Annotated in this window: 22 protein-coding genes; 5 read left to right on the top strand and 17 right to left on the bottom strand. The window is 57.9% G+C overall.

The window, feature by feature from the left end:
- Positions 1–88: 88 nt before the first annotated feature.
- Both B9N88_RS29315 and B9N88_RS29310 read right to left on the bottom strand, forming a co-directional pair.
- Positions 89–1,048: an ArdC family protein gene (locus tag B9N88_RS29315; protein WP_027604121.1), complete on the bottom strand. Its 960-nt coding sequence runs from the start codon at positions 1,046–1,048 to the stop codon at positions 89–91.
- A gap of 133 nt (positions 1,049–1,181) precedes the next feature.
- On the bottom strand, positions 1,182–1,511 hold the full coding sequence (locus B9N88_RS29310) for a hypothetical protein (protein ID WP_027604122.1): 330 nt from the start codon (positions 1,509–1,511) through the stop codon (positions 1,182–1,184).
- A 439-nt stretch (positions 1,512–1,950) separates the two neighbouring features.
- Between B9N88_RS29310 and B9N88_RS29305 the strand changes: the two genes are divergently transcribed.
- Positions 1,951–2,682, top strand: coding sequence for a hypothetical protein (locus B9N88_RS29305; protein WP_027604123.1), 732 nt, complete (start codon positions 1,951–1,953; stop codon positions 2,680–2,682).
- Complete coding sequence (locus B9N88_RS29300) at positions 2,682–3,275, top strand: hypothetical protein (protein ID WP_051429310.1); 594 nt, start codon at positions 2,682–2,684, stop codon at positions 3,273–3,275. Before B9N88_RS29305 ends, B9N88_RS29300 begins: the two co-directional genes overlap by 1 nt.
- A 572-nt stretch (positions 3,276–3,847) precedes the next feature.
- Here B9N88_RS29300 and B9N88_RS29290 read toward each other — a convergent pair.
- The 5 genes from B9N88_RS29290 to B9N88_RS29270 all read right to left on the bottom strand — a co-directional run bounded on the left by B9N88_RS29290 (position 3,848) and on the right by B9N88_RS29270 (position 8,413).
- On the bottom strand, positions 3,848–5,392 hold the full coding sequence (locus tag B9N88_RS29290) for a conjugal transfer protein TraG N-terminal domain-containing protein (RefSeq protein WP_027604124.1): 1,545 nt from the start codon (positions 5,390–5,392) through the stop codon (positions 3,848–3,850).
- Positions 5,393–5,402: 10 nt separating this feature from the next.
- Complete coding sequence (locus B9N88_RS29285; RefSeq protein ID WP_081744382.1) at positions 5,403–5,711, bottom strand: hypothetical protein; 309 nt, start codon at positions 5,709–5,711, stop codon at positions 5,403–5,405.
- A gap of 3 nt (positions 5,712–5,714) precedes the next feature.
- A complete protein-coding gene (locus tag B9N88_RS29280) occupies positions 5,715–7,061 on the bottom strand; it encodes an integrating conjugative element protein (protein WP_143491278.1) in 1,347 nt (448 codons plus the stop codon).
- 32 nt (positions 7,062–7,093) lie between these two features.
- Positions 7,094–8,053, bottom strand: a complete 960-nt coding sequence (locus tag B9N88_RS29275) for a TIGR03756 family integrating conjugative element protein (RefSeq protein WP_027604126.1) — start codon at positions 8,051–8,053, stop codon at positions 7,094–7,096.
- Between the two features lie 105 nt (positions 8,054–8,158).
- Positions 8,159–8,413, bottom strand: coding sequence for a helix-turn-helix domain-containing protein (locus B9N88_RS29270; RefSeq protein WP_027604127.1), 255 nt, complete (start codon positions 8,411–8,413; stop codon positions 8,159–8,161).
- Between the two features lie 157 nt (positions 8,414–8,570).
- Here B9N88_RS29270 and B9N88_RS29265 point away from each other — a divergent pair, with 157 nt between their 5' ends.
- From B9N88_RS29265 to B9N88_RS29255, 3 genes are all read left to right on the top strand, one after another.
- Positions 8,571–8,828, top strand: a complete 258-nt coding sequence (locus B9N88_RS29265) for a LasR-specific antiactivator QslA (protein ID WP_081744383.1) — start codon at positions 8,571–8,573, stop codon at positions 8,826–8,828.
- 181 nt (positions 8,829–9,009) lie between these two features.
- Complete coding sequence (locus B9N88_RS29260; protein WP_027604128.1) at positions 9,010–9,258, top strand: hypothetical protein; 249 nt, start codon at positions 9,010–9,012, stop codon at positions 9,256–9,258.
- Entirely contained in the window at positions 9,255–10,001 is a 747-nt protein-coding gene (locus B9N88_RS29255; RefSeq protein ID WP_027604129.1) for a zeta toxin family protein, read from the top strand. Before B9N88_RS29260 ends, B9N88_RS29255 begins: the two co-directional genes overlap by 4 nt.
- Positions 10,002–10,025: 24 nt before the next feature.
- Here B9N88_RS29255 and B9N88_RS29250 read toward each other — a convergent pair whose 3' ends face one another.
- The 10 genes from B9N88_RS29250 to B9N88_RS29205 form a co-directional block, all read right to left on the bottom strand.
- A complete protein-coding gene (locus B9N88_RS29250) occupies positions 10,026–12,773 on the bottom strand; it encodes a conjugative transfer ATPase (RefSeq protein ID WP_027604130.1) in 2,748 nt (915 codons plus the stop codon).
- Positions 12,773–13,189 carry a TIGR03751 family conjugal transfer lipoprotein gene (locus tag B9N88_RS29245; protein WP_027604131.1) on the bottom strand — a complete coding sequence of 139 codons (417 nt, stop codon included), beginning with the start codon at positions 13,187–13,189 and terminating at the stop codon, positions 12,773–12,775. The genes B9N88_RS29250 and B9N88_RS29245 overlap by 1 nt, the downstream gene beginning before the upstream one ends.
- The gene (locus B9N88_RS29240; RefSeq protein ID WP_027604132.1) at positions 13,152–14,669 is read right to left on the bottom strand and encodes a TIGR03752 family integrating conjugative element protein; all 1,518 of its coding nucleotides are present in this window, start codon (positions 14,667–14,669) and stop codon (positions 13,152–13,154) included. The genes B9N88_RS29245 and B9N88_RS29240 overlap by 38 nt, the downstream gene beginning before the upstream one ends.
- Positions 14,659–15,471: a TIGR03749 family integrating conjugative element protein gene (locus tag B9N88_RS29235; RefSeq protein ID WP_027604133.1), complete on the bottom strand. Its 813-nt coding sequence runs from the start codon at positions 15,469–15,471 to the stop codon at positions 14,659–14,661. Before B9N88_RS29235 ends, B9N88_RS29240 begins: the two co-directional genes overlap by 11 nt.
- Positions 15,468–16,109, bottom strand: coding sequence for a PFL_4703 family integrating conjugative element protein (locus B9N88_RS29230; protein WP_027604134.1), 642 nt, complete (start codon positions 16,107–16,109; stop codon positions 15,468–15,470). Before B9N88_RS29230 ends, B9N88_RS29235 begins: the two co-directional genes overlap by 4 nt.
- The gene (locus B9N88_RS29225; RefSeq protein ID WP_027604135.1) at positions 16,106–16,519 is read right to left on the bottom strand and encodes a TIGR03750 family conjugal transfer protein; all 414 of its coding nucleotides are present in this window, start codon (positions 16,517–16,519) and stop codon (positions 16,106–16,108) included. The genes B9N88_RS29230 and B9N88_RS29225 overlap by 4 nt, the downstream gene beginning before the upstream one ends.
- Before the next feature lie 7 nt (positions 16,520–16,526).
- Positions 16,527–16,898 carry a TIGR03745 family integrating conjugative element membrane protein gene (locus B9N88_RS29220; protein WP_027604136.1) on the bottom strand — a complete coding sequence of 124 codons (372 nt, stop codon included), beginning with the start codon at positions 16,896–16,898 and terminating at the stop codon, positions 16,527–16,529.
- Positions 16,899–16,915: 17 nt separating this feature from the next.
- Positions 16,916–17,155, bottom strand: coding sequence for a TIGR03758 family integrating conjugative element protein (locus tag B9N88_RS29215; protein WP_027604137.1), 240 nt, complete (start codon positions 17,153–17,155; stop codon positions 16,916–16,918).
- Positions 17,152–17,487, bottom strand: a complete 336-nt coding sequence (locus B9N88_RS29210) for an integrative conjugative element protein, RAQPRD family (RefSeq protein ID WP_081744384.1) — start codon at positions 17,485–17,487, stop codon at positions 17,152–17,154. The genes B9N88_RS29215 and B9N88_RS29210 overlap by 4 nt, the downstream gene beginning before the upstream one ends.
- 286 nt (positions 17,488–17,773) lie before the next feature.
- Positions 17,774–18,946: OprD family outer membrane porin (locus B9N88_RS29205; protein WP_085205434.1), on the bottom strand; the 1,173-nt coding region annotated here is incomplete at its 5' end.

Raw genomic sequence — 18,946 nt, 5'->3', positions numbered from 1 at the left:
GTCTCCGGAAAGGGGATTTTCTGAGCGCAGAAAAAAGGGTCCAACTCGTGTTGGACCCTGTGAATCGTTTGCAGCGGAGAGGTAACGATCAAGCTCCAACGTTCATGCAGAGTGAGTCGTCCAAGACCGCTCGCTTCAGCTGCTGCTCCAGGTTGAGTACATATTCAGAGGCGCTTCGGGCGTGACCACTGGCGCGAAAGATCGCGCGTTTGTCAGCCTTGAGCAGGCCGAGCCAGGAGTCGATGTAGCCCTCGTGCCGCAGCTCCCCATGTATACCGGCGTACGCACATAAAAAAGCAGCGCCCATCTCGGCGATCAACTCCTCAAACGCGTAGCCTGGCGAGCCGAACGGACAGGCTGACGTCACCCCTTCGCGCTGCAACCGAGCGTGATGCCCGGTCCAGTGCGTCAGCTCATGAAGTGCCGTGGCGTAGTACCCGCTTTCATCGTGAAATTGTGCTTTTGTCGGCAGTTGGATGAGATCCCTGATCGGGTGGTAAAAGGCTTCGTCGCCAGGCCGATGAACGATGCGTGCACCTGAACTTAACAGCAGATTTTCCGCGGCGCTGTTGGGCTGGAACGGATCACTCGGTTCCGTCTCGAGCAGGCTGTCAGTGAGCATTTCGAGCCCCTCCGTTTGCTCGATGTTGAACAGAAAATGTGTCCTGAGAATGCCGAAGTGAGCGACCTTGGGGTGACCGTTTTCATCGAGTACGGGTTGGCCTGACTCGGTCTGTTCCTCGCGCTCCATCGGCCTGTAGAGCACCGCCAGAGTGCTGTGCTCCCCCTTACGAATGTGCCCGCCAGCTTTTTTGGCTTGATTGAAAGTCAGCCAACGATCTTGAGTGAACCTCTGCAATCTGGCCTCGGCCCAGAGCAGCGGTAAATTGATGCCCGAATACGGACGTCGCGTGATGGCGTTGATGGGGTAGGGCTGATGACCGATGTCAACTGAGCCACTTGAGGACCAGGGTTTGATCCAGGGAACAACGCCTTGGTCTAACGCGGTAACGATCTTGTCTGTCACGTCTTGGTAGATATCGCGCATGGCAATTTCCTCGAGAGAAAAACGGAGGAACGCCTTGCCCGTCGGGGGAGGGTTCCCCGGTTGGGTGATGGGTTGGATTGATGCAGGTCTTGCATGCACGTCTGAATGTGGCGTTGAACACCGCCAATTGCGCTTAGCGCTGGTGTTCTCCTGCAAGCGCTATCAGCAAAGCGGCAGGCTGCCCCGGTTCTTGGAGTAGGCTCAGACTCAATTGCAGCAACGGGTCATGGTCTAGGTGATCGGTTGGTTTAATGTGGATTACCTCGAACAGCACGTAAGGCTTGTGCGGAAAGGCCAGGTGGGCTTCGAAGGCTCTGCGCAATACGTGGCTCAACCGATCGACCTGCAGCTTCTCAGCGTGATCGGATCGCTCGAGCAGTACTGCGTGTTGCCACGCGCCAGGGGTGAACACGATGGGCAACCGGAGGGTGTTCAGTGTTTCCGGTGTAAGTGAGTCGGGCATGGTATGTCTCCGTTGAAAACGCGAAGAAACCTGTCCTGTGCGGGGAAAGATTTCCCCGCAGTGGGTTGAAGAAAATCAAGAGGGCCTACCTCACGAGCATCGCTCGAAAGGCGCTCAGGAGAGCAGTAGGCGTTCATCACCGTAGCAACGGTCACCGTGCGAACCACCGAACGCTAATCGCACTTGGGGGGAACCATCACCGAAGTGACGTAGCCTTGAAGGTTCTGGCTACCTGGGGAATGCTGTCGATAACAGCGATCCGTACCTCGGGTTTAGCCGAGCTGTTCGCGAATAGCAACGAGATAAACCAACGCGTTAGACGAACGGAGGCTAGTGAAAGCCAGCCTTGTTTTTTCGACCGGATTGACTGACAAACGGTTAGGCTTGGAGCGCTACCGGCAAGCTTCTAAAGGGCGTGATACTAGGGTGATGATGTTCTATGAAGTTGTATGAAAATGTGGTTATCGGAAATTTTCTCTACGGGCTGGGGTTCGCTCTTGGTTCACAGCTGAGATCCGGTCAGTTACCAAGTATGGTGAACTTGCTTCAACAAACGCCAGACGATAAACGATTGGGGGATTTGCTGATGGCATTCCCTGGCACAGTACGTTTGATCGAGTTTAAGACTGAGGCTAACAAGTCAAAAAAAGAGGCTGGTCGTCACCAGTTTCTATCTCGAATTTTTTCCGAAAAATTGGACGAATTGCCTGACCTGCCAGGTACTTCGCGGCGGGTGCATTGGTACATCGAAACGGCGCCTCTTCCTAGTGCTGCATTGTCGGCACGCATTGAGCCCTATCTCGATGCGTTTGGCGAAGGCGCCAGGCAACGGCCTAAGACAAGCGAGAGGTTCCAAAATTTTATCGAGGAGCTGGCTGCTTGCATTCTACAACGCAGATCGGCTGAGATCACAAGGGCTGAGCGCGACTACATCGATCTGGTGCGGCTTGCTCAAGGGCCAGAGGAGACCGGAACAGGCGGATTGGTGCTGGTGGCCGGCAGCGGTGGAGGTCTGCATTTCGCCGCCTTACAGGATTTGATGGATTTGAACCTGTCCCACAAACAATGGATCGAGTACAGCCAGGAGCGATATCTTTCCCTTCAGAGAGAGATGAAGCAACCAGATCACGAGATGCCCGATTTAAAAGGTCCAACTTTAGGGAGATATTGATGACCGGAACAAATCAAGAGCAAGCGCACGACCGAAATTTTCAGGCCCTCTTTGGCGCGGCTCGCAAAGTTCTCGAAGCTGTAGAGATCGATGAGAGCAAGTCTCGACGGGCTACTGATGCGTTGCGTGAGCTGCAGGACAGTGTCGAAAAGAAACTGGTTCGACTGGAGGCGGACGTCAAGCAGAGCATCGAGAGTTCTGCACAGTCAACTGCGAATCAAGCCGCTGAGCTGTTGAGCAAGAGATTCACAGAGGCAGATGCTGCCGCCCAGCGGGCGGCTGAACTGTACAACATGGCAGCAAAGAAATTGAATAGCAGGCGTTGGCTCTACTCCCTGTCGGCGCAGGCTACGATCTTTACATTGGTAGTAGTGTCTCTCTATCTGTGGGTGCCGTCGTTAGACGAGATAAAAACGCGTCGAGTTGAAGTTGCCAGGCTGGAGGAATTGGCTAGTCGGGTTGAGTGGTCGAAGTGCAATGTTGGGAATGGTCAGATGCGCGATTGCATACGCACGGACGAATCGGAGTATCCGAAATTTTTCGAAGACCGTACAAAAAAGGGCAAGACCTATCGCATACCGAAAGGTTACTAGCCGTTTACGGGTCCTATTCTTGGCGGACTAGGATATGGGGGCTGTTTTCAACGCGCAGCCCATATCAACGCTCGCGGCGCCGTCTGAGCAACTGATAAACGGTCAGATATGGACCGCTTTCAGTAGTAGGCTAATACTCTTGCCTCAACCATGAAAACGCTCAGAAGAGGGCGAGACCATGCCGACTCAGGAACCTTTTCAGAGTTCACGTGCCCACCGCTGGGCGTACGCCTGTGGTCTGTCCGGTGAAGCGTGGTTACCGTAAGTTGAAAGCGTTTGAATCCCGCGTGGTTGAGGGTGCGGAGACGGCAGGAATGCCCGCAGGTAAAGTACTTGTTCGCGGGAGTTTTCTAGTTATCAAGTTGGCAATAGCCGCCGGACTCCTTCTAGTTAGCTTATGGTTCACAGTGTCGGTGATGATCCTTATTGTCTTGTGTTGGGCCATCGCCAATGGAACGCCTATCAAACCTAAGAATGCTCTCCGGTACCAGGCATATGGCGACCCATATGGTGAGTATGAGTATGGCCGCGCACCCGGTCAGCCTGATTTAAAAGACCTGTAGTCGAGTTCTTCACCCCTTCCTTAAGGCCTTTCCAGCAGACATCAGAGCTCCAGCGCCCCTTGCACCAGCGTCCTGCGCTTGAGCTGCTCCTTTGCTAAGCATGCCGTCGGCAATTGAGCCAACGCTATATCCTGCCCAGCTCATTGCAGCCAAAAACAACATCGGAAGCACGACGAACATTGCCCCCATCACGTACTCGATCACCTGCGCCGTGACCGTTCCATCCATAAAACCGGATGTGGGCAGCGACAACAGCACCTGATTGGACGCCGAAACCTGGTTGTACAAGGTATCGAGCATGCTGGAGTCGACCCAGCGGGCCAACTCCCACCAGAAGGTCAGCATGTGCAACGTGAACAGTGCGAACGTCACCGTCATGACAGTCTTTAGCTGGTAGGTACTGACCAGCAGGATCAGCGGCAAGCTGATGATGACGCCCATGATCAGGAAAGCCTGCACCATGGGCAGGGCGGCGCGTAGCGCATTCATCGCCGGGAAGTTGCTGAAGGAGCCTAGGGCTAGCCCAGTATTGGTCGCCAGGTTATTGAGCCCCTGATTGATCGACCCTCCGCGAGCGCTTGAGCCATAGTCCTGGTATACCTGTCCTGGCGACATGGACATCGATTGTTGGTGCGGGCTGACCAGTTCGCGGAGCGTGGCATCCTCGATCTCGTTGATCGAACGGCCAGCCAACCAACCTTTCAGCTGAGTCAGCAGCGAAGGGTCGACCTGCTGGATCAAGCGTTCGCGCAATCCGACACTACTATCACTCCACCACTGCTTGCAGGTGGGGTAGCCCGCGCCATTCTCTAACCGAGGCAAGGAGACATCGCGGCTTTCATCATAGGGCCAGTTGACGCGCGGCGTGCGTGAACGATCCGTATCGTAGTAGCCGGGCGTATCGAGAAAATAGCTTGAGCCGATCCAGGACGCATCATGACTTTGTGCCTCGTCCAACTGCGGACGGTTGGTGAACAGCCGAGAGCGGGAATAGCCATAGCAGTCTCGGGTGAAGTCGGCGACTTCCTGCAGTAGCACTTGACTGTCGATGCGCGAACTGTCGATCTCCATGCGCATCTGCCGGATATCCGGTGCACAGGGGATGGAAGCGGTGGCCGCGGCGGTCACGCCTTTGCTCAAGGCATGCACCAGAAACCACCAGATCGGCACGTTGGCGGAACGTTCGCCAATAGTATTGAAGGTCGACCCCCAGGCGGTTTCTGCGGGCTCGGCGACACTCACACCGCAGCGCTGGCTCGTCGCATCATCAAATGTCATTGAAGAGAGGCTCAGCGGAAAGACCGGCGCGCAGCCGAACAACACGACGACGTAGGCCAGCCATAAACGGTTCTCGATCCGCGGCACCGAGAGCAGGCCCTTGTTACCTTCATCCGCGCCTTGCTGACGGGCCGACAACCATTCTTGCAAGATGATCGCACCAAAGGGCGCAGCGAACAGCCCAGTGTCGGACAGGACACTCCAGAGGCCGTTGTTGATGATCCAGGCCAGCAGGGATAGGTAAAACTCCAGGTAGCTGTTGGTGCTCATGAGCATGGTGGCGGCCTCACAGTCGGGTGAGTTCGATGCAGGCAAAGAGAACGAGCCCTAGTGTCCCAATGCGTTTCACGCGCAGTCGATCCTGTGGACGATGTCGGTAGCGCCGAAGCAAATCCCACCAGAGCGCAGAAAGGGCGCCGTAGAGCAGGGCACGCCACCATCGCAGATGAGGCCGTAAGGATTCGAGTGCCTGCTGCCAAGCCTCGAAACTACCCAGTGCAGTGCGGCCGATCCAGGCGACCAGTGCGGCGGTCAGAATCATCACCGCGGCAATCCCCAGACCTGAAAGTAAAGAGAATAGCGGTAAGCGTTTCATGGCTCACTTGCGCCTGGCGTCAGCATCATGGAGTCGACCGGGCTCGGGGTCGCCTTGCTCGACGGTACGCGAAGCACCAGCACCACCGGCATGCCGATCAAGCACCAGGCTGGCGGTGTTGGTGGCGAGCATCTGCCGGACCTGCAGCTCGGTTTGTAGCAGGCGTATTTCGCGCTCCAGGGCGTCAATGTTTTTCGTCAGGGCGGTTTGGGCCGGCTCGGCGGAAGCGATGTTCGGTTCGTGACTGCCCGCCAGCAGCGTGCGTAGTAGCAGCAGTGCTTTGTCGAGCATACTGGATAAGGCCGTCTCACTGGCCAGGCGCTGAGCCAACACACCCTGATCAGGATCGTCGCGCAGGGCTTCGATCACACCACGGGTCACCGGCAGCATCGGGCTGGAGGCTTTGCTCAGATTGTCAGGGGTAGGCGGCAGAAAACCGGACAGCAATCCTTGCAGGGTCTTGAGGTGTTCACTGTAGGCCTCCTGGATCAGCGGCGTCAGTCCGCTGCCAGCGGTAGCCCGCAGAGTCTCGCAGGTGTCGCAGGTTGCGACTTCGGTCTCGCCCAACACTCGAACAGCCCATTCAGATTCCTCTTGGGGTGAGGTCCATGCCTGGCAAATAGCGCCGCCCAGGCAATCACTGCTACTGATTGAGGTGCTGTCATCCACCGACCGGTTATGCAGCAAGTTGTAGCCCGCGCGCACCACGTCGGCGGTCACCCGAATGGGCGTCTGCCCATTACCTCCGGCCTTCGAACCGCCGACCCAGGACACTCCATTGCTGCCGTTACGCGCCTCGGTGTTTTTTACAGCAGCCACCGCATCACCGCCGGTTTGCTCCAGATTGCCCTGCATCTCCTGGTTCTTGGCCAGCGCGCCCCAACCGGCTTGACCAACCTTGTCTGCCATCTTTTCGGCCATGGCCTGGCAGGTCAGCTTGGAACGGTCGAAGTCGATACGCCCCTGCAACACCCCGTTACTGAGCAACTCATAAAGGCCGGGATTGGCGCGCTGGATGATCAACGCTGGCAGCGACATCACCGCTTGGGTCGCGTTTTGTACAACGCTGCCCATGATCTGCTGGAAACCTTCGGTGGCGCCGTTCAACTGGTTCTGCAGGGTATTGGTGAGGCTCATGTTTCCGCACATCATGTTGGCTCGCCAGGACCCGCCGACCCCGAGACCGCTGGGTCGGTAAAGCGAGCTCGGTGAGCCCACTGCCGAACCGCCACCGATGGTGTACATCACCCGGTCGTCGAGCACTTCGCCCTGCGTGCCCAGCCGGTAATTGTCCTCGGCGGCGGGGGCATGGGGCGCAATGGCGAGCAGTCCACAGAGCAACAGACTCATCACGCTAAACCGTAGTTGCGCGAAAAACCAACTCATGACGCACCGCCTTCGAAGTCGATGCTGAACAGAAACGTCTGCCCCTCGCGCTTGCAGCAGCTATAAGGACGCCACAACGACCAGGCATAGCCGCCATCCGCGTTCTGTACCGAATCGCTAGGGAAGATGGCGCATGTTGGCTGAACCAAGGGGGAGAGCAATTGCCATTTGTGGGTCGAAGCGTCGTTTTCAACGATTGGGCCAGGCGGCCAATAACCATCGCGCGGTGCGGGTGTGAGCGGTAAATACACGTGCGGTTGCCAGTTGCGGGTAATGAAGTCGCCCGCTCGCTGCGCCATCACCGCAGCGGCTTTGAAGTCGTCAGGTTGTACCAGAAATCCTTGCCGCGGATAGACGTTTCCCCACATGTTTCCCGCAAGCTGACGACCGATTTCACGGATCCCCGGCACGAGCGATTCTGGGTAAAGGCTTTCCGGAATGCCATGGCGCCAGGCTAGTGAGTCCAGAGTGCTCAGGTAGTAGGGCAAGAATGCTGTGGCGCCGCTGACGCATGCGTAACCGGATTGCGAGGCCAGTTGCGTGGCGGCCCATCCACCCGGGTGACCGATGCCATCAACGTTTTTGAAACGAGGCAGGTTATCGCGCTGTGTGTTCGGCGTGATCAGGTTACCACCACCTTCCGCACCACTGATGGGAGAGGAGAGGGGAGCCATCTCGGTCCAGGGGTTATTGCCGGTGGTGGCGTAGCTCGAGACCACCAGTTCAGGAATGAAATGTCGAACCTTGGTTGAGGTTTTAACCGTGCAGCCGAGGGGCGTGCAGAGCATCCAGAAACAAATGCCGACGACCCTGTATTCGAGGCAGTCTGGAGAAAGCACGGAGGCGGTAATGCTGGCGGTATCCAGTGCCACGCTTGGGCCGCATGCCAGCAGGGCGCTCAGCGCTAACGGCCGTAGCTTCGTGGGTGAGGAGATTGACGAGCGGGCAACAGGCATGATCCAGGCTCTATGTGTATGGCCTGGGCAGGTTCGGTTAGGGTCTGAAGACTGTCAGCGGAAATTATGAAGGCGAATCTATCGGGATTGTGAGAAGTGAGACTATTATTTGACGGGAAGGGAGCTACGCAAGTTATCGGGCTCCACAAGTAACTGATCTGCGGTAATTTCGAAAATGTTGGCGAGTTTGCACAGGACCAGTAGCGACGGATTGCCCGTGCATCGTTCGATTTGACTGACGTAGGTACGATCCACCTCGGCCATGAGCGCCAATTGCTCTTGGGTAAGGTTCTTCAGGCGTCGCATTGAGCGGATATTTTCCGCCAGTTGCAGACGAAGCTGTTCGTAGTCTTGAGTCATGCGCGCAAACTGCGCCTTGAGGGACTCTCAATCCACGGGATATAGTCTACATTGGCTCTGATTTGGGTTTTTTAGAGCTTAGGCGCCAGTATCAGCTTCGTTTCTATGATGCGCAGACCAGACGCAACGTCAAAAATAAACAGAATCTAAGGTGTGTATGGACGAAAACTACGTTTCAATTCCAGCAGCGGATGGTTGTCCAAGCCTTCTAACACCGTGGGGTAGCGAGTTTGCTTCCGTAATCGAATACGGCGTGCAATGCGCCCAGACATGGCTCGATACACCTAGTGAGATACCGCTGTGGTGGGAGCTGGCGCAGGCACGTAAAACCTGTCCTGCAGGAGACAGCCAAGATGCGTTCGAAGCCGGTTTTTTGCTGAGAATTCAACAGCGGCTTCGGGGCGCGTCAGCGTAACCGCGCGGCTCCAGTCCTGATGACATGGCTTGCGGCAGGAAAATTTGTTGGAAGGTATGGTTTCAGCCTCCATTCCTCTAGAATGGATATCTGACAGACGTAGCGTTGGTCTGCGACAAACAGATTAGCTAGGATTCTGATAAGTGCAGATTCTGCACGCTCTGAGAACGTGGAGCGCGATATGAAAGCCGACCAAGTGTTGAGTGATGATCTGGTGAGTCGACTGGAGGGTAAAATCCCATCCATGGCTGAAGGCGCGATCAATACGGCCTATATCAATGCCCTGGCGGCCGGACGTAGCGTGATGGAAGTCATGGACGGTATGCTCGTTGAGACGACTGCTGATGGTAAGCACAAGGTTATTCGAGTAGCCAAACCAAAGCATAAAGTGACTTTGGGCGGCATTATCAAGGTGCATCGCTGCTCATGACGGTCCCTCGGCTGAGGGTGTTTGCCGGTCCTAATGGTTCCGGTAAAAGCACAATGAAAAGTGCCGTCCCTTCCCACTTGATCGGTATCTACATCAATCCAGATGAAATCGAAAAGACCGCCAAAGAGGGGGGACGCCTGGAATTCAGCGATTTTCAGCTGGAAGCCGAAGGCGATGAGGTTCTCGGTTTTATCAAGGCGCACCGACTGATTCGGTCGACCCAGCTTGGTGAAGAGGCAGCCAAAATAGGCTTCAGCAATAACGGCCTGAATTTCCAGGCCGTCTCGATGAACTCCTATTTTGCATCCGTGCTTTCTGATTTCATCCGGCATAAGCTCCTCGAGGCCCAGCTGTCTTTCACCTTCGAAACGGTGATGTCCAGCGAGGACAAAATCGCTTTTATGCTCAAGGCAAGAGCGTTGGGGTATCGCACCTACCTCTATTTTGTGGCCACTGAAGACCCTGATATCAATATCAACCGGGTCAAGAACCGTGTTGCATCGGGCGGACATCCAGTTCCCACGGAAAAAATTGTACAGCGCTACGGTCGCTGTCTGAACCTATTGCCTGCGGCCATCGCGGCCTCGAACCGGGCTTATATCTTTGATAACTCGGGTGCTGATCTGGTGCTGCTCGCTGAGGTGACGGACGGAACTGACCTTGAGTTCAGAGCTGATGAGATCCCTGACTGGTTCATGCAGGCCTACGTGGAGAAGGTGTTCAAGGATTTGCTACCGGGTTGATCGAAACCTAGGATCAGCTCTGTTTCACTTAATTCCTCGCATCCTATCGATCCGTTCAGCTACCTGATAAGCCGCCTCCAGTTCCGAGCAGCCGGTGCTCTGCATTAGTGTCCAGCGCTCGGCTTTTTCCTCAGGCTCCGTCATGGCTAGGGCTAAGTAAAGACTGGGCGGCACTGCTCGAAACAATGTTTCAAGTTTCTTCGACAACACCACTCCTTCCGTGTATTTACCTGGCTCCTTACTGGCGGAGAGCAATAATGCTTTCTGTGCCGGCGTGAGCTTCTTGAATCGTGCTATCTCCTCAATCTCCGCCGGCGGCATATTCAAACAAATCCACCATTCGATCATGTTGAGCATGGTCTGCGCGGCAGTGGGGAAGTCGGCGAGATTTTGCGTCGCCAGCCAGAACCAGGCGCCGAGCTTGCGCCACATCTTCGTCCCCTTGACCACGAAGGGTGCCAGCAGCGGGTTTCTGGTGATGATATGGCCCTCGTCGGTGACCATGATAATCGGTCGGCCCAGGTACTGATCGCGTTCGGCGAGGTTGTTCACGGTGTTCATCAAGCTGATGTAGCTGATGGACATCTGTGCCTCGTAGCCTTCGCGAGCGTAAGTGGCAAGATCGACGATGGTCACATCGCTCTCGGGCCAAGGCGTGCCTTCGCGGTCGAACAGTTCCCCCTCGAACCCCTGGCAAAACAGGTCGATGGACTGGCCCATTTCCTGGGCTCGCTCACGACGCTTTTCTGGCAAGTGCGGGTCGGCGGCGACGCACAGCAAGGCGTCGCGCACGTCGCGGGTCAGCACCTGACACCCCGCGGTGACGCAGGTCTGTGCCGCATCGAGAATGCTCTCGCGGATTAGACTGCGATCGGCTCGACTCAGGCGCGCCTCTTCCTTGGTTTCGCCGCCGGTGATCATCAGCCGGGCGGTGATTTCCAGTTCTCCGAGAACATCGCGCTGGTCTTCGCGACTGGTTATCAGCTCATCGTCCCACTCATCGATCGAAAGACTCGCCACCTGATCCGGTTGCTCGACCAGGCGCCAAGCATCGGCGAACGGGGCGAGACTGACCGAGGCGCCAGGTTTTAATTGGACCTTGTTGACCGACAGGCCCTGTGTTGCGAAGTAGTCGCCCTGCAAGCCGAATGAGTTGCCGGCCTCGACGATAAACAGGCGAGGGCGGTACACCGCCATGACCTGCATTAGTAGGGTGACCAGCGTGGCCGACTTACCGGCGCCGGTAGGGCCGAACAACAGCAGATGGCCGTTCATGGCCCGGTCCAGGCGTGACAGAGGGTCGAAGCTCAGTGGCGAACCGCCGCGGTTGAACAGGGTTATGCCCGGGTGGCCGGTGCCCGTGCTACGGCCCCACACCGGAACCAGGTTCGCCAGGTGCTGGGCGAACATCAGGCGGGTGTACCAATTGCGCGTGTCGCGAGCCGGGTTGTAAACCATCGGCAACCAACGCAGGTAGCTGTTGCAGGCGGCGACTTCATCGCCTTCGCGTACGGGTTGCAGCCCCGCCCCCAGCAGCGCGTTGGCCAGGCTGACCGAGCGCTGGTGCAATTGCTGTTCATCGTGACCGCGTATGTAGAACGCCAATGTTCCTCGGTAAAGCTTGTGCTGGCGGCCTATGATCGCGCGAGCCTCTTCGACATCCTGACGAGTCTGGGTGGAGGCCAGGTTTTCTCCGATGGCTTTGCGCGCCAGTCGGTTCAATTGATCCTCAAGTACATCCTGCGGTTTGACCACCAACGTTAGACTCATCACTGTACCTTCGGGTAACTGGTCGAGCAGTGCATTCAGCGCGTCACCTTTGCGGGTTTCTCCGGTGAGTTGACCAATCAAGGGCGCTCGGCGCAGCTTGTCTACCACCATGACCCGGTGGGGTTGATCGTCAAAAAACCACAGTCCGTGCTGCACATCCGAACGCGGCTCATAGAAGAACAGCCGCTCGGCGAAGTCATGATCGAAGGGCAGATCCAGCGACCCATCGTCACCCGACTCCGGATAGGCTACGCGGCGGTAGAACTCCTCGGGTGCTTCATCAGTCAGTCTGGGCGCCGGATTGAACCAGGGCAACAACCAGGCATACAAACCGCGGCCATCGACTCGCGTTGATTGCACCCCGCACGCCTGCAGCGAAGCCGCGATACGTTCGCAAGCCTGTTGCAGGCATTGCACCGGGGTGAGCCCCGTCTCTCCAGAGTCAGACCCAAGCCAGCGATAGACCACCAGGCGCACCCGTCGGTTATTGCCACGCCAGGGAAGGCGCGTCACCACCTTATCCTCGAACAGCCCCCCGGGTTTGGCGATGGCCTTCAGATGACGACGGCTGAGCTCTAAATATGCCTCGGTGAAGACCGTGCCTCGTGCGCTGTCCTGAATATAATCGTTGAGCTGGGTCAGGTAGGGGGTGAAGTCGTTGTCATCCTGGCAGAAAAACTGCGCCACCCAAGGCGCTTGATCCAGCTCGTCAAAGCTATCCTGCAGGGCATCCTCAAGAGCATCTCGGGCCGCCATCAACCAATCCGGTTCGCGCCCTTCAGTGCCGATGGGCAGCAACTCGAACACCGCACCCACCGAGCGATTGTCATCGAGAAGGAAACACTGCTCGGTGTCGAGGTACTCGACCCACGGCAGGTGATCGGTGAAGCTGGGGTTGTGTGCATAAAGTGCGGCGTCATCGGCCAACGTGGCGCGAGGACGTAATGGGTTGCGCCAGGCTTTCCACGCGCCAGTGCGGTTACCCGAATCGCCGTTACGCATTACAAGTCTTCCTGACGTTCACCCAGCAATGCGTACTGCACACGTTGGTAGAACGGAAAGACGGTCGAGTAACCCGGGACCGGTGCCTGCTCGGTACCACTCAGATGCGGATACACGTACAGCACCAGATCGGGATTGGGCAGGCGAGGGAACAAATTGTGGATCTCGTTCGCTGCGGTGCGCGTATACGGTTCCTGGAGAGACACGGAGAAATCCGCCTGAGCGAGCGGGCGGCGTAGCTGCTGCCGAGCATCTAACAGTTGCTGCTGAGTGCCTTGCGAACCGGCGCCGTTCCAGATGTCCAGCATGGTTTGCTCGCCATGGGGCAGAAGCGTTTCTTTGTCGGTGGAACACCCTGCCATGCCCCAGCAGAACACGCTAATCCAGATTAGGTAGGGAGGCATGATCTTCTTCATGGCGAACACTCCGGCCCTTGGGCTCGTAGTCGATGGTGATTTCATGGTCGAGGTGCAGCGCGACTTGGGCGGCCGGTGGCACGTATACGGCAGCAAAGGCTTCGCCATAGAGTTTGTTGATCCACTCACGGATGTCGCTGACCCCGCCACTGAGAATTGAATTCAGTGCGCTATTGCCACTGCTGCTGGTGACTCCGAAGGCAGTGCCGCCCGAACTGATCACGCTGCTGTTGTTTTGCTCATTCCCGAGCAAGGCAGCGACGCCCGCGCCCGCCGCAGTGATCAAGCTCTGGCTGCCGAGATACTGGTGGGCGTTCGAGCGGCGCTCGCCGGCAATGCAAGGAATGCCATATGGATCGGACAGGTAACCGAGTCCACCGCGTATTTTGTCGGTGTTTGAGCTCTGGGTGGTGGAGGCATTGCGGCTGGCTACCGACTTCGGCTGAGGCACCGTGCGGATGGTGCCGTCGGTAAACACAAAGGTGATCGACTCGACTTGTCCGCGGACACAAGACAGGGTCCAGTCGCCGGACGCCGTGCCGCTCATTACGGCGCCCGCGACGTCCGGCAGTTCGATGCCGTTGGCGGTCAGGTTCTCGGGGCCGACCAACACCTTGAAGGGGTAGGGATCATTCACTGTGCCGTCCACCGGGACTCGGCCGATCAGCGCGGTCATGGCGACCGAGCCCATCAGCGTGGCGTTTTCAGGAATGGTGTAGACCGGCTTCGCTCCTTCAGTGCGGTCAACGGATCGCGTCAGGTCACGCTCCCCCTTGGTGACTGCACGTAGCTGTTTTTGACTACGATCAATGGCATTATCTTTCAAGCCTTCCAGTGAGTTGAAGGCGGTAGGGAGACTCAGTGCAGAGGAGGTCTTGGTGTTGCTTCGGGCGTCGGTGGACGGAGCATCCGAGGGTTCAATCCACTGCAGCGCATCATTGGCAGAATGCTGCCCTCCAAACTGCGCCCCGTCGCCCGACTCAAGCCCTAATCCGATCGGAATATCCTTGCCTTTGCCAGACAGCCCCGACAACTGTTCCTGCAATTGCGTCAACAGACCACGAGCCTGACGACTGTCTTGTTCTGCTTTGAGTCGGGCCTCGTTGGCCTGGCGGCGACCTTCGTCGACCTGCTGCGTCACACTGCCAAGCGCTGTCCGGATACGCGAATCGACACTGTTTTCCCGCTCGCGCAGGCGGTTGTTCTCCGTCTGCAGCGAATCGTTGTGTTTCTTCAAACCGAGCATGTCGCTGCGCATGGCCTTCACCTGGCCGACAAGAGTGGCGACCGTATCGCGTGGGGTGTCGCCAGCAATGCCGAGCGACTTGGCTTGCTCGGCGGATAACTGAAGATTGCTCTGATCAAACGGTTTCTCTGGAGATGAGCTGCTGCCACCCGCGACCCAGGTTTTCAGGATGATCAGCACCACGGCCAGCAGCGCAGCCGGTACCAGCCATTTGAGCAAGGCGTTAGCCTTCATCGTCAGCACCTCGCGCTACGGGCGGGAGCAGCATGGCGTGTTCGAGGCCAGCACCGTGGGTGACGAGGTAGGCAATCGTGGTGTCTTCAGCGCTGCCGACAGGCCCGAGGAACACATGCTGGAAGGCCGCGGCGAACAGCTTGGCCTGAAGCTGACGTGGGTCGAGCTGCAGAGTCTCTGAACCACGATTGCGTAACTTCACCGCCGTCACCCAGTAATCACCGAGTCGCCAGGCGGCGATGGGTGTGCTGGACACGTTTTCGGTCGGCAGCAGGGTCGGCAATTCGGTGCGCAGCTTGAGCGGGACGCGGCGTACACCGGGCAGGGACTCCACGGTGCGCAGAGGCGCGTACAGGCTTTGCGCGGCGTAGCGCGTCAAAGCGACCGGGATCGGTGTACGTTGTGCAACAGGGGCGGCGCTCGATTCAACCTCGGTAGCCTGCGCCTGGGCATTCTTGAGAATACGCACGGGCTCCAGCGGTTGATCGCCAGGCGTGGCCGCGATATCCAGCAGGATGATCTCGCCCGTCGTGACCGATTGCAGTTGCAGGCGGGTCGGGGCAATGGCTTCCGACGCGCGCAGGTACAGTGTGCCACCGGTGGATTGCACGCGCAGCTTGCCCGTCAGGGTTGAGGGCACGCCGACTCGAACATCCTCATCGACAAAGACCACCCGCTCCTGATTGATCACCAGTGGGACCGCGAGGGGTAGGCGTTCCCAGTGCATCAGCTCGACGGCCTGTGCCGCGACTCCCCGCAGCGTCAGTGCGACGGTGAGTCCCAGGGTTGAAATCCGCTTCATGGGTCACTTCCTGGCAGGGAGATTTTTTGCGGCGTGCCCTGATAACAATCCAGTGCCAGCCCCCACTTATTGCGTTCGGGGTCCAGATCAAACCGCACCACGCGTAATGGATAACGCACCACCACTCGTTTCACCGGTTCGGCGGCGTAATACTCATCGGCGTTGAGGTCGAGCTTGACCAGCCAGCTGTCGCGATCGAGTTGCTTGACCCTGAGTTCCGGATCTTCGCTGTAGCCTCGGCCCAAGATCTCATAGACGCCGCGCACCCGCTGGCGCAGTTCACCAGCGGCCTTGCGATACTCGTAGTCGCCGTCGAGGAAAGCCTTGCAGGAAGGTGTCAGGTAGGACTGCAAACCATAGATAGCGCGGCGATAATCCTGCTCGCCATCCGAGGGCCAGCGGTTGAGCTGACCAAAGATGTACAGGGCAAAGGCATACACATTCTCTGAGGGGATATCCCACCACTTGCGAGTGCTGCCCGAGCGCAGATCCGGGGGTACATGCACGGTCAGATCGGTCGGTGCCGAGCGCCAGCCGTACCAGAGCCCGGCACAGACTAGGGCAAGGATCATTACCGCCAGACGCAAGCTGAAGATATGGGCCTGTTGGGCGTCGACCTTGTTGCGAAAACGACTCATGGCTGCCACCGGGACAGGGCAAGGCGCAGTCGACGCGAACGGCGAACCGTCCAGGCGCTGGAGTGAAGGATCAAAGTCCCTCGACCCAGGCGCCAGCGGCTAGCCAGTACCCATTCGAGCTTGCGGTACAACCAGGTGTCGGGGCGAGCCCGTTTGGCTCGGCGCAGTAGCGTGCCACCGGCGAACAACACCAACGCCATGCTTGCGATCATGCTGGTCGGCGCCATTGCAATGGAGGCGGTGGCGATCGCCAGAGGAACGCCCAGCAGCAGGCCAATGACGGCGCCAGTGCCGAGCGCTACCCACATCTCATCGTTGGTCAAACCGCGCAATACGGCGGGATCACGATTGAGTCGCTCGGGCAGAAAGACCAAGGTGCCGTCGGCAAGGCGTTCGATAGTGTCGTTCATGTCGACCTCACAGAATCGCGGCGGCCTTGGTCAGGAACCAGATGATGATCACCACCAGCAGGGCGCCGATGCCGACCACCGCGCCGAGGTCTTTCCAGGTCCTGCGCTGGTTCTGCACATCGGCATACACCGTCAGCGAGTGCCAGGCCACACCCAAGAAAGCGAGCAGGGCGATTAGCAGACCGAGCAAGATGCCGCCGTCGTAGGCGTAGTTTTTGATCGTCTCGATCAACCCGGAACCTTCACCACGCGAAGGGGCTTCCATGGTCGGGAGCTCGGCAAACGCTAGGCTTGGACCGAGCACCAGGAGTAAACCGATCAAGCGCTGGCTGGCACGATCACGCAGGTTGTTTTTCAAGGGGATAAGGCATTTGAGCATGACGGTGATCTCCGGTGTTAGGACAGGGTGAAGAACATCAGTACGAGCAGGGCGAGCAAGACGCGCGCGGCGCTGCCGCCGAAGACTCCAAAGCGCACGTTGCCGGTGGCCCAACCCCGGTAAGCTGTCCACATCACCCAGGCGCACCACAGCAAAGCCAGAACGAGAACCAGGGACAGCCACAGCGTCGAACTGCTTTGCGGTGAGAAACCGGAGGCGTTTTGGAACGCAGCGGTTTGAGCGTCAGTCATGCTCATGGCGACGGCTCCGCTGACGGAGTGTCGAGGCGGTAATCACCGGGTATTTCACTGGAATCACGAGGCTGGGCGCGGGACGGAGACAAGTAATCCTCCACACCTTGACGGACGCGTTGCATGTCCTGATTCAGTCGGGGATAGTCGAAGCGATAACGTTCGTTTGGTTCAGCCGTACTGACTGTCTTAGCTCGCGTCGCAAGGCGTTCGATAGTGTCGAGTTGTTGTTGGATTAGGCTGAGCTGTTCCTGCTCATGAGCAGAAGCGGCATAGCCACTGCTATGTACCAGCACCAGCGGGATCAGGAATAGGTAGCAATGAGTGGTAGTCTGCATGATGCTGAACCATAGTCATATGGCACCAGAATCAAGTGAAAATCGGGGAAGATCAGTAAGAAAAACGAGATATGTGGAATCGTTTTCTTGTTGGGTACACAGGGAAGCTGAGGCGGAGGCAGGTCGAATCCGGATTTCAAGGATCTGGGGGACTCCAATCGTACCAGGCGGTTTTGAAGCACTTAGCTATGGAGTGGTAACGACGTTCGAATCCACGTGAGCGTTTGCTGGAGGATAGAACAACACAGAATTGCTGAAACCCGACATTACGTCGGGTCTCAGTGCCTTACAGGATGTTCAGCGGGTAACTCACGATGACCCGATGCTCATCGCTGTCACGCTGAGTCGTCACTTCGGTGCGCAACGACGCATGACGCAAGGCGATGCTTAAGTTTTTCAGTGGCCCTTGCTGGATCACGTAGCTCACGGTCAGGTTGCGTTCCCACTCGCTCTTGTCACCCGTGGGGGTGCGGATGTTCGAGCCGCTTTCGTACATGCCCATAAAGCTCAGGCCTGGCACGCCGACCGTGGCGAAGTCATAGCCGTAACGCACCTGCCAGGTGGTTTCCCCGGCGCGCTGGAATTTGCCGATCATCGACTCGGTCATGAAGTAGGCCGTGGAACCGTCACCCTGGTTCAGCCACACCGCATCGCTGTCGCCGCTGACCTGTTGCAGGCCGGCGGCAATCGTGTGGCCGTTGACCAGGTAGGTGAACAGGGCGCTGCTCAGGCGGCTGTCGACCTTGCCCTTGGTCACGCCGTCGCCGTAGTAGCCGAAGGTGTAGAACGCCGGGTCGTTGCCGTTGGCACCGTCGGAGCGGTTGTCGAAGTGGCGCAGGTCGGTGCGCAGGGTGCCCGGGCCGATCTGCCAGTCGTACTTGAGGCCCAGGAAGTTCTGCTTGTAGAAGTCCTGCAGGTTGCCATAGTAGTACTGCAAGGTCAGGTCTTTGGTGGGTTTGTAGTCGACGCCGCCGTAGTAGAACTTGTTGACGAACTCACCGCTGACCGCGTTGTTGGCGCCCGGGATCGACATGCCCATCTGGTTGCTCGAACCACGGCCTTTCACGTGTTCCAGCTGGCCGAGGGTGAAGGTGAAATGGTCCAGGTCCTTGGACTGCACCTGTCCGCCGTTGAAGGTCTGTTGCAGCATGCGGTCGGTGGACATCACCACCGGCAGCATGGGCACCAGGGTTCCGTATTTCAGCTCGGTCCGGGCAAAGCGCGCCTTGGCGGTCAGGCCCAGGCTGCCGAACTCGTCCACCGCGCGACCATCGTGATCGGTGGGGAATACGTTGCCGTTGAACGCGGTGCTTTGCGGGTTGTAGTGACGGCCCTTGCCGGAGTCCAGGCGCACACCGAACATGCCGATGGCGTCGATGCCGAAGCCCACCGTGCCCTGGGTGAAACCCGACTCGAAGTTGGCGATAAAGCCCTGGCCCCATTCCTGGGTGTAGTTGGG

The organism is Pseudomonas sp. LAMO17WK12:I1 (assembly GCF_900177315.1).
Lineage (GTDB): Bacteria > Pseudomonadota > Gammaproteobacteria > Pseudomonadales > Pseudomonadaceae > Aquipseudomonas > Aquipseudomonas marginalis.
Note: the sequence above shows the minus strand (reverse complement) of the source record. Positions and strands in the feature narration are given on the sequence as shown.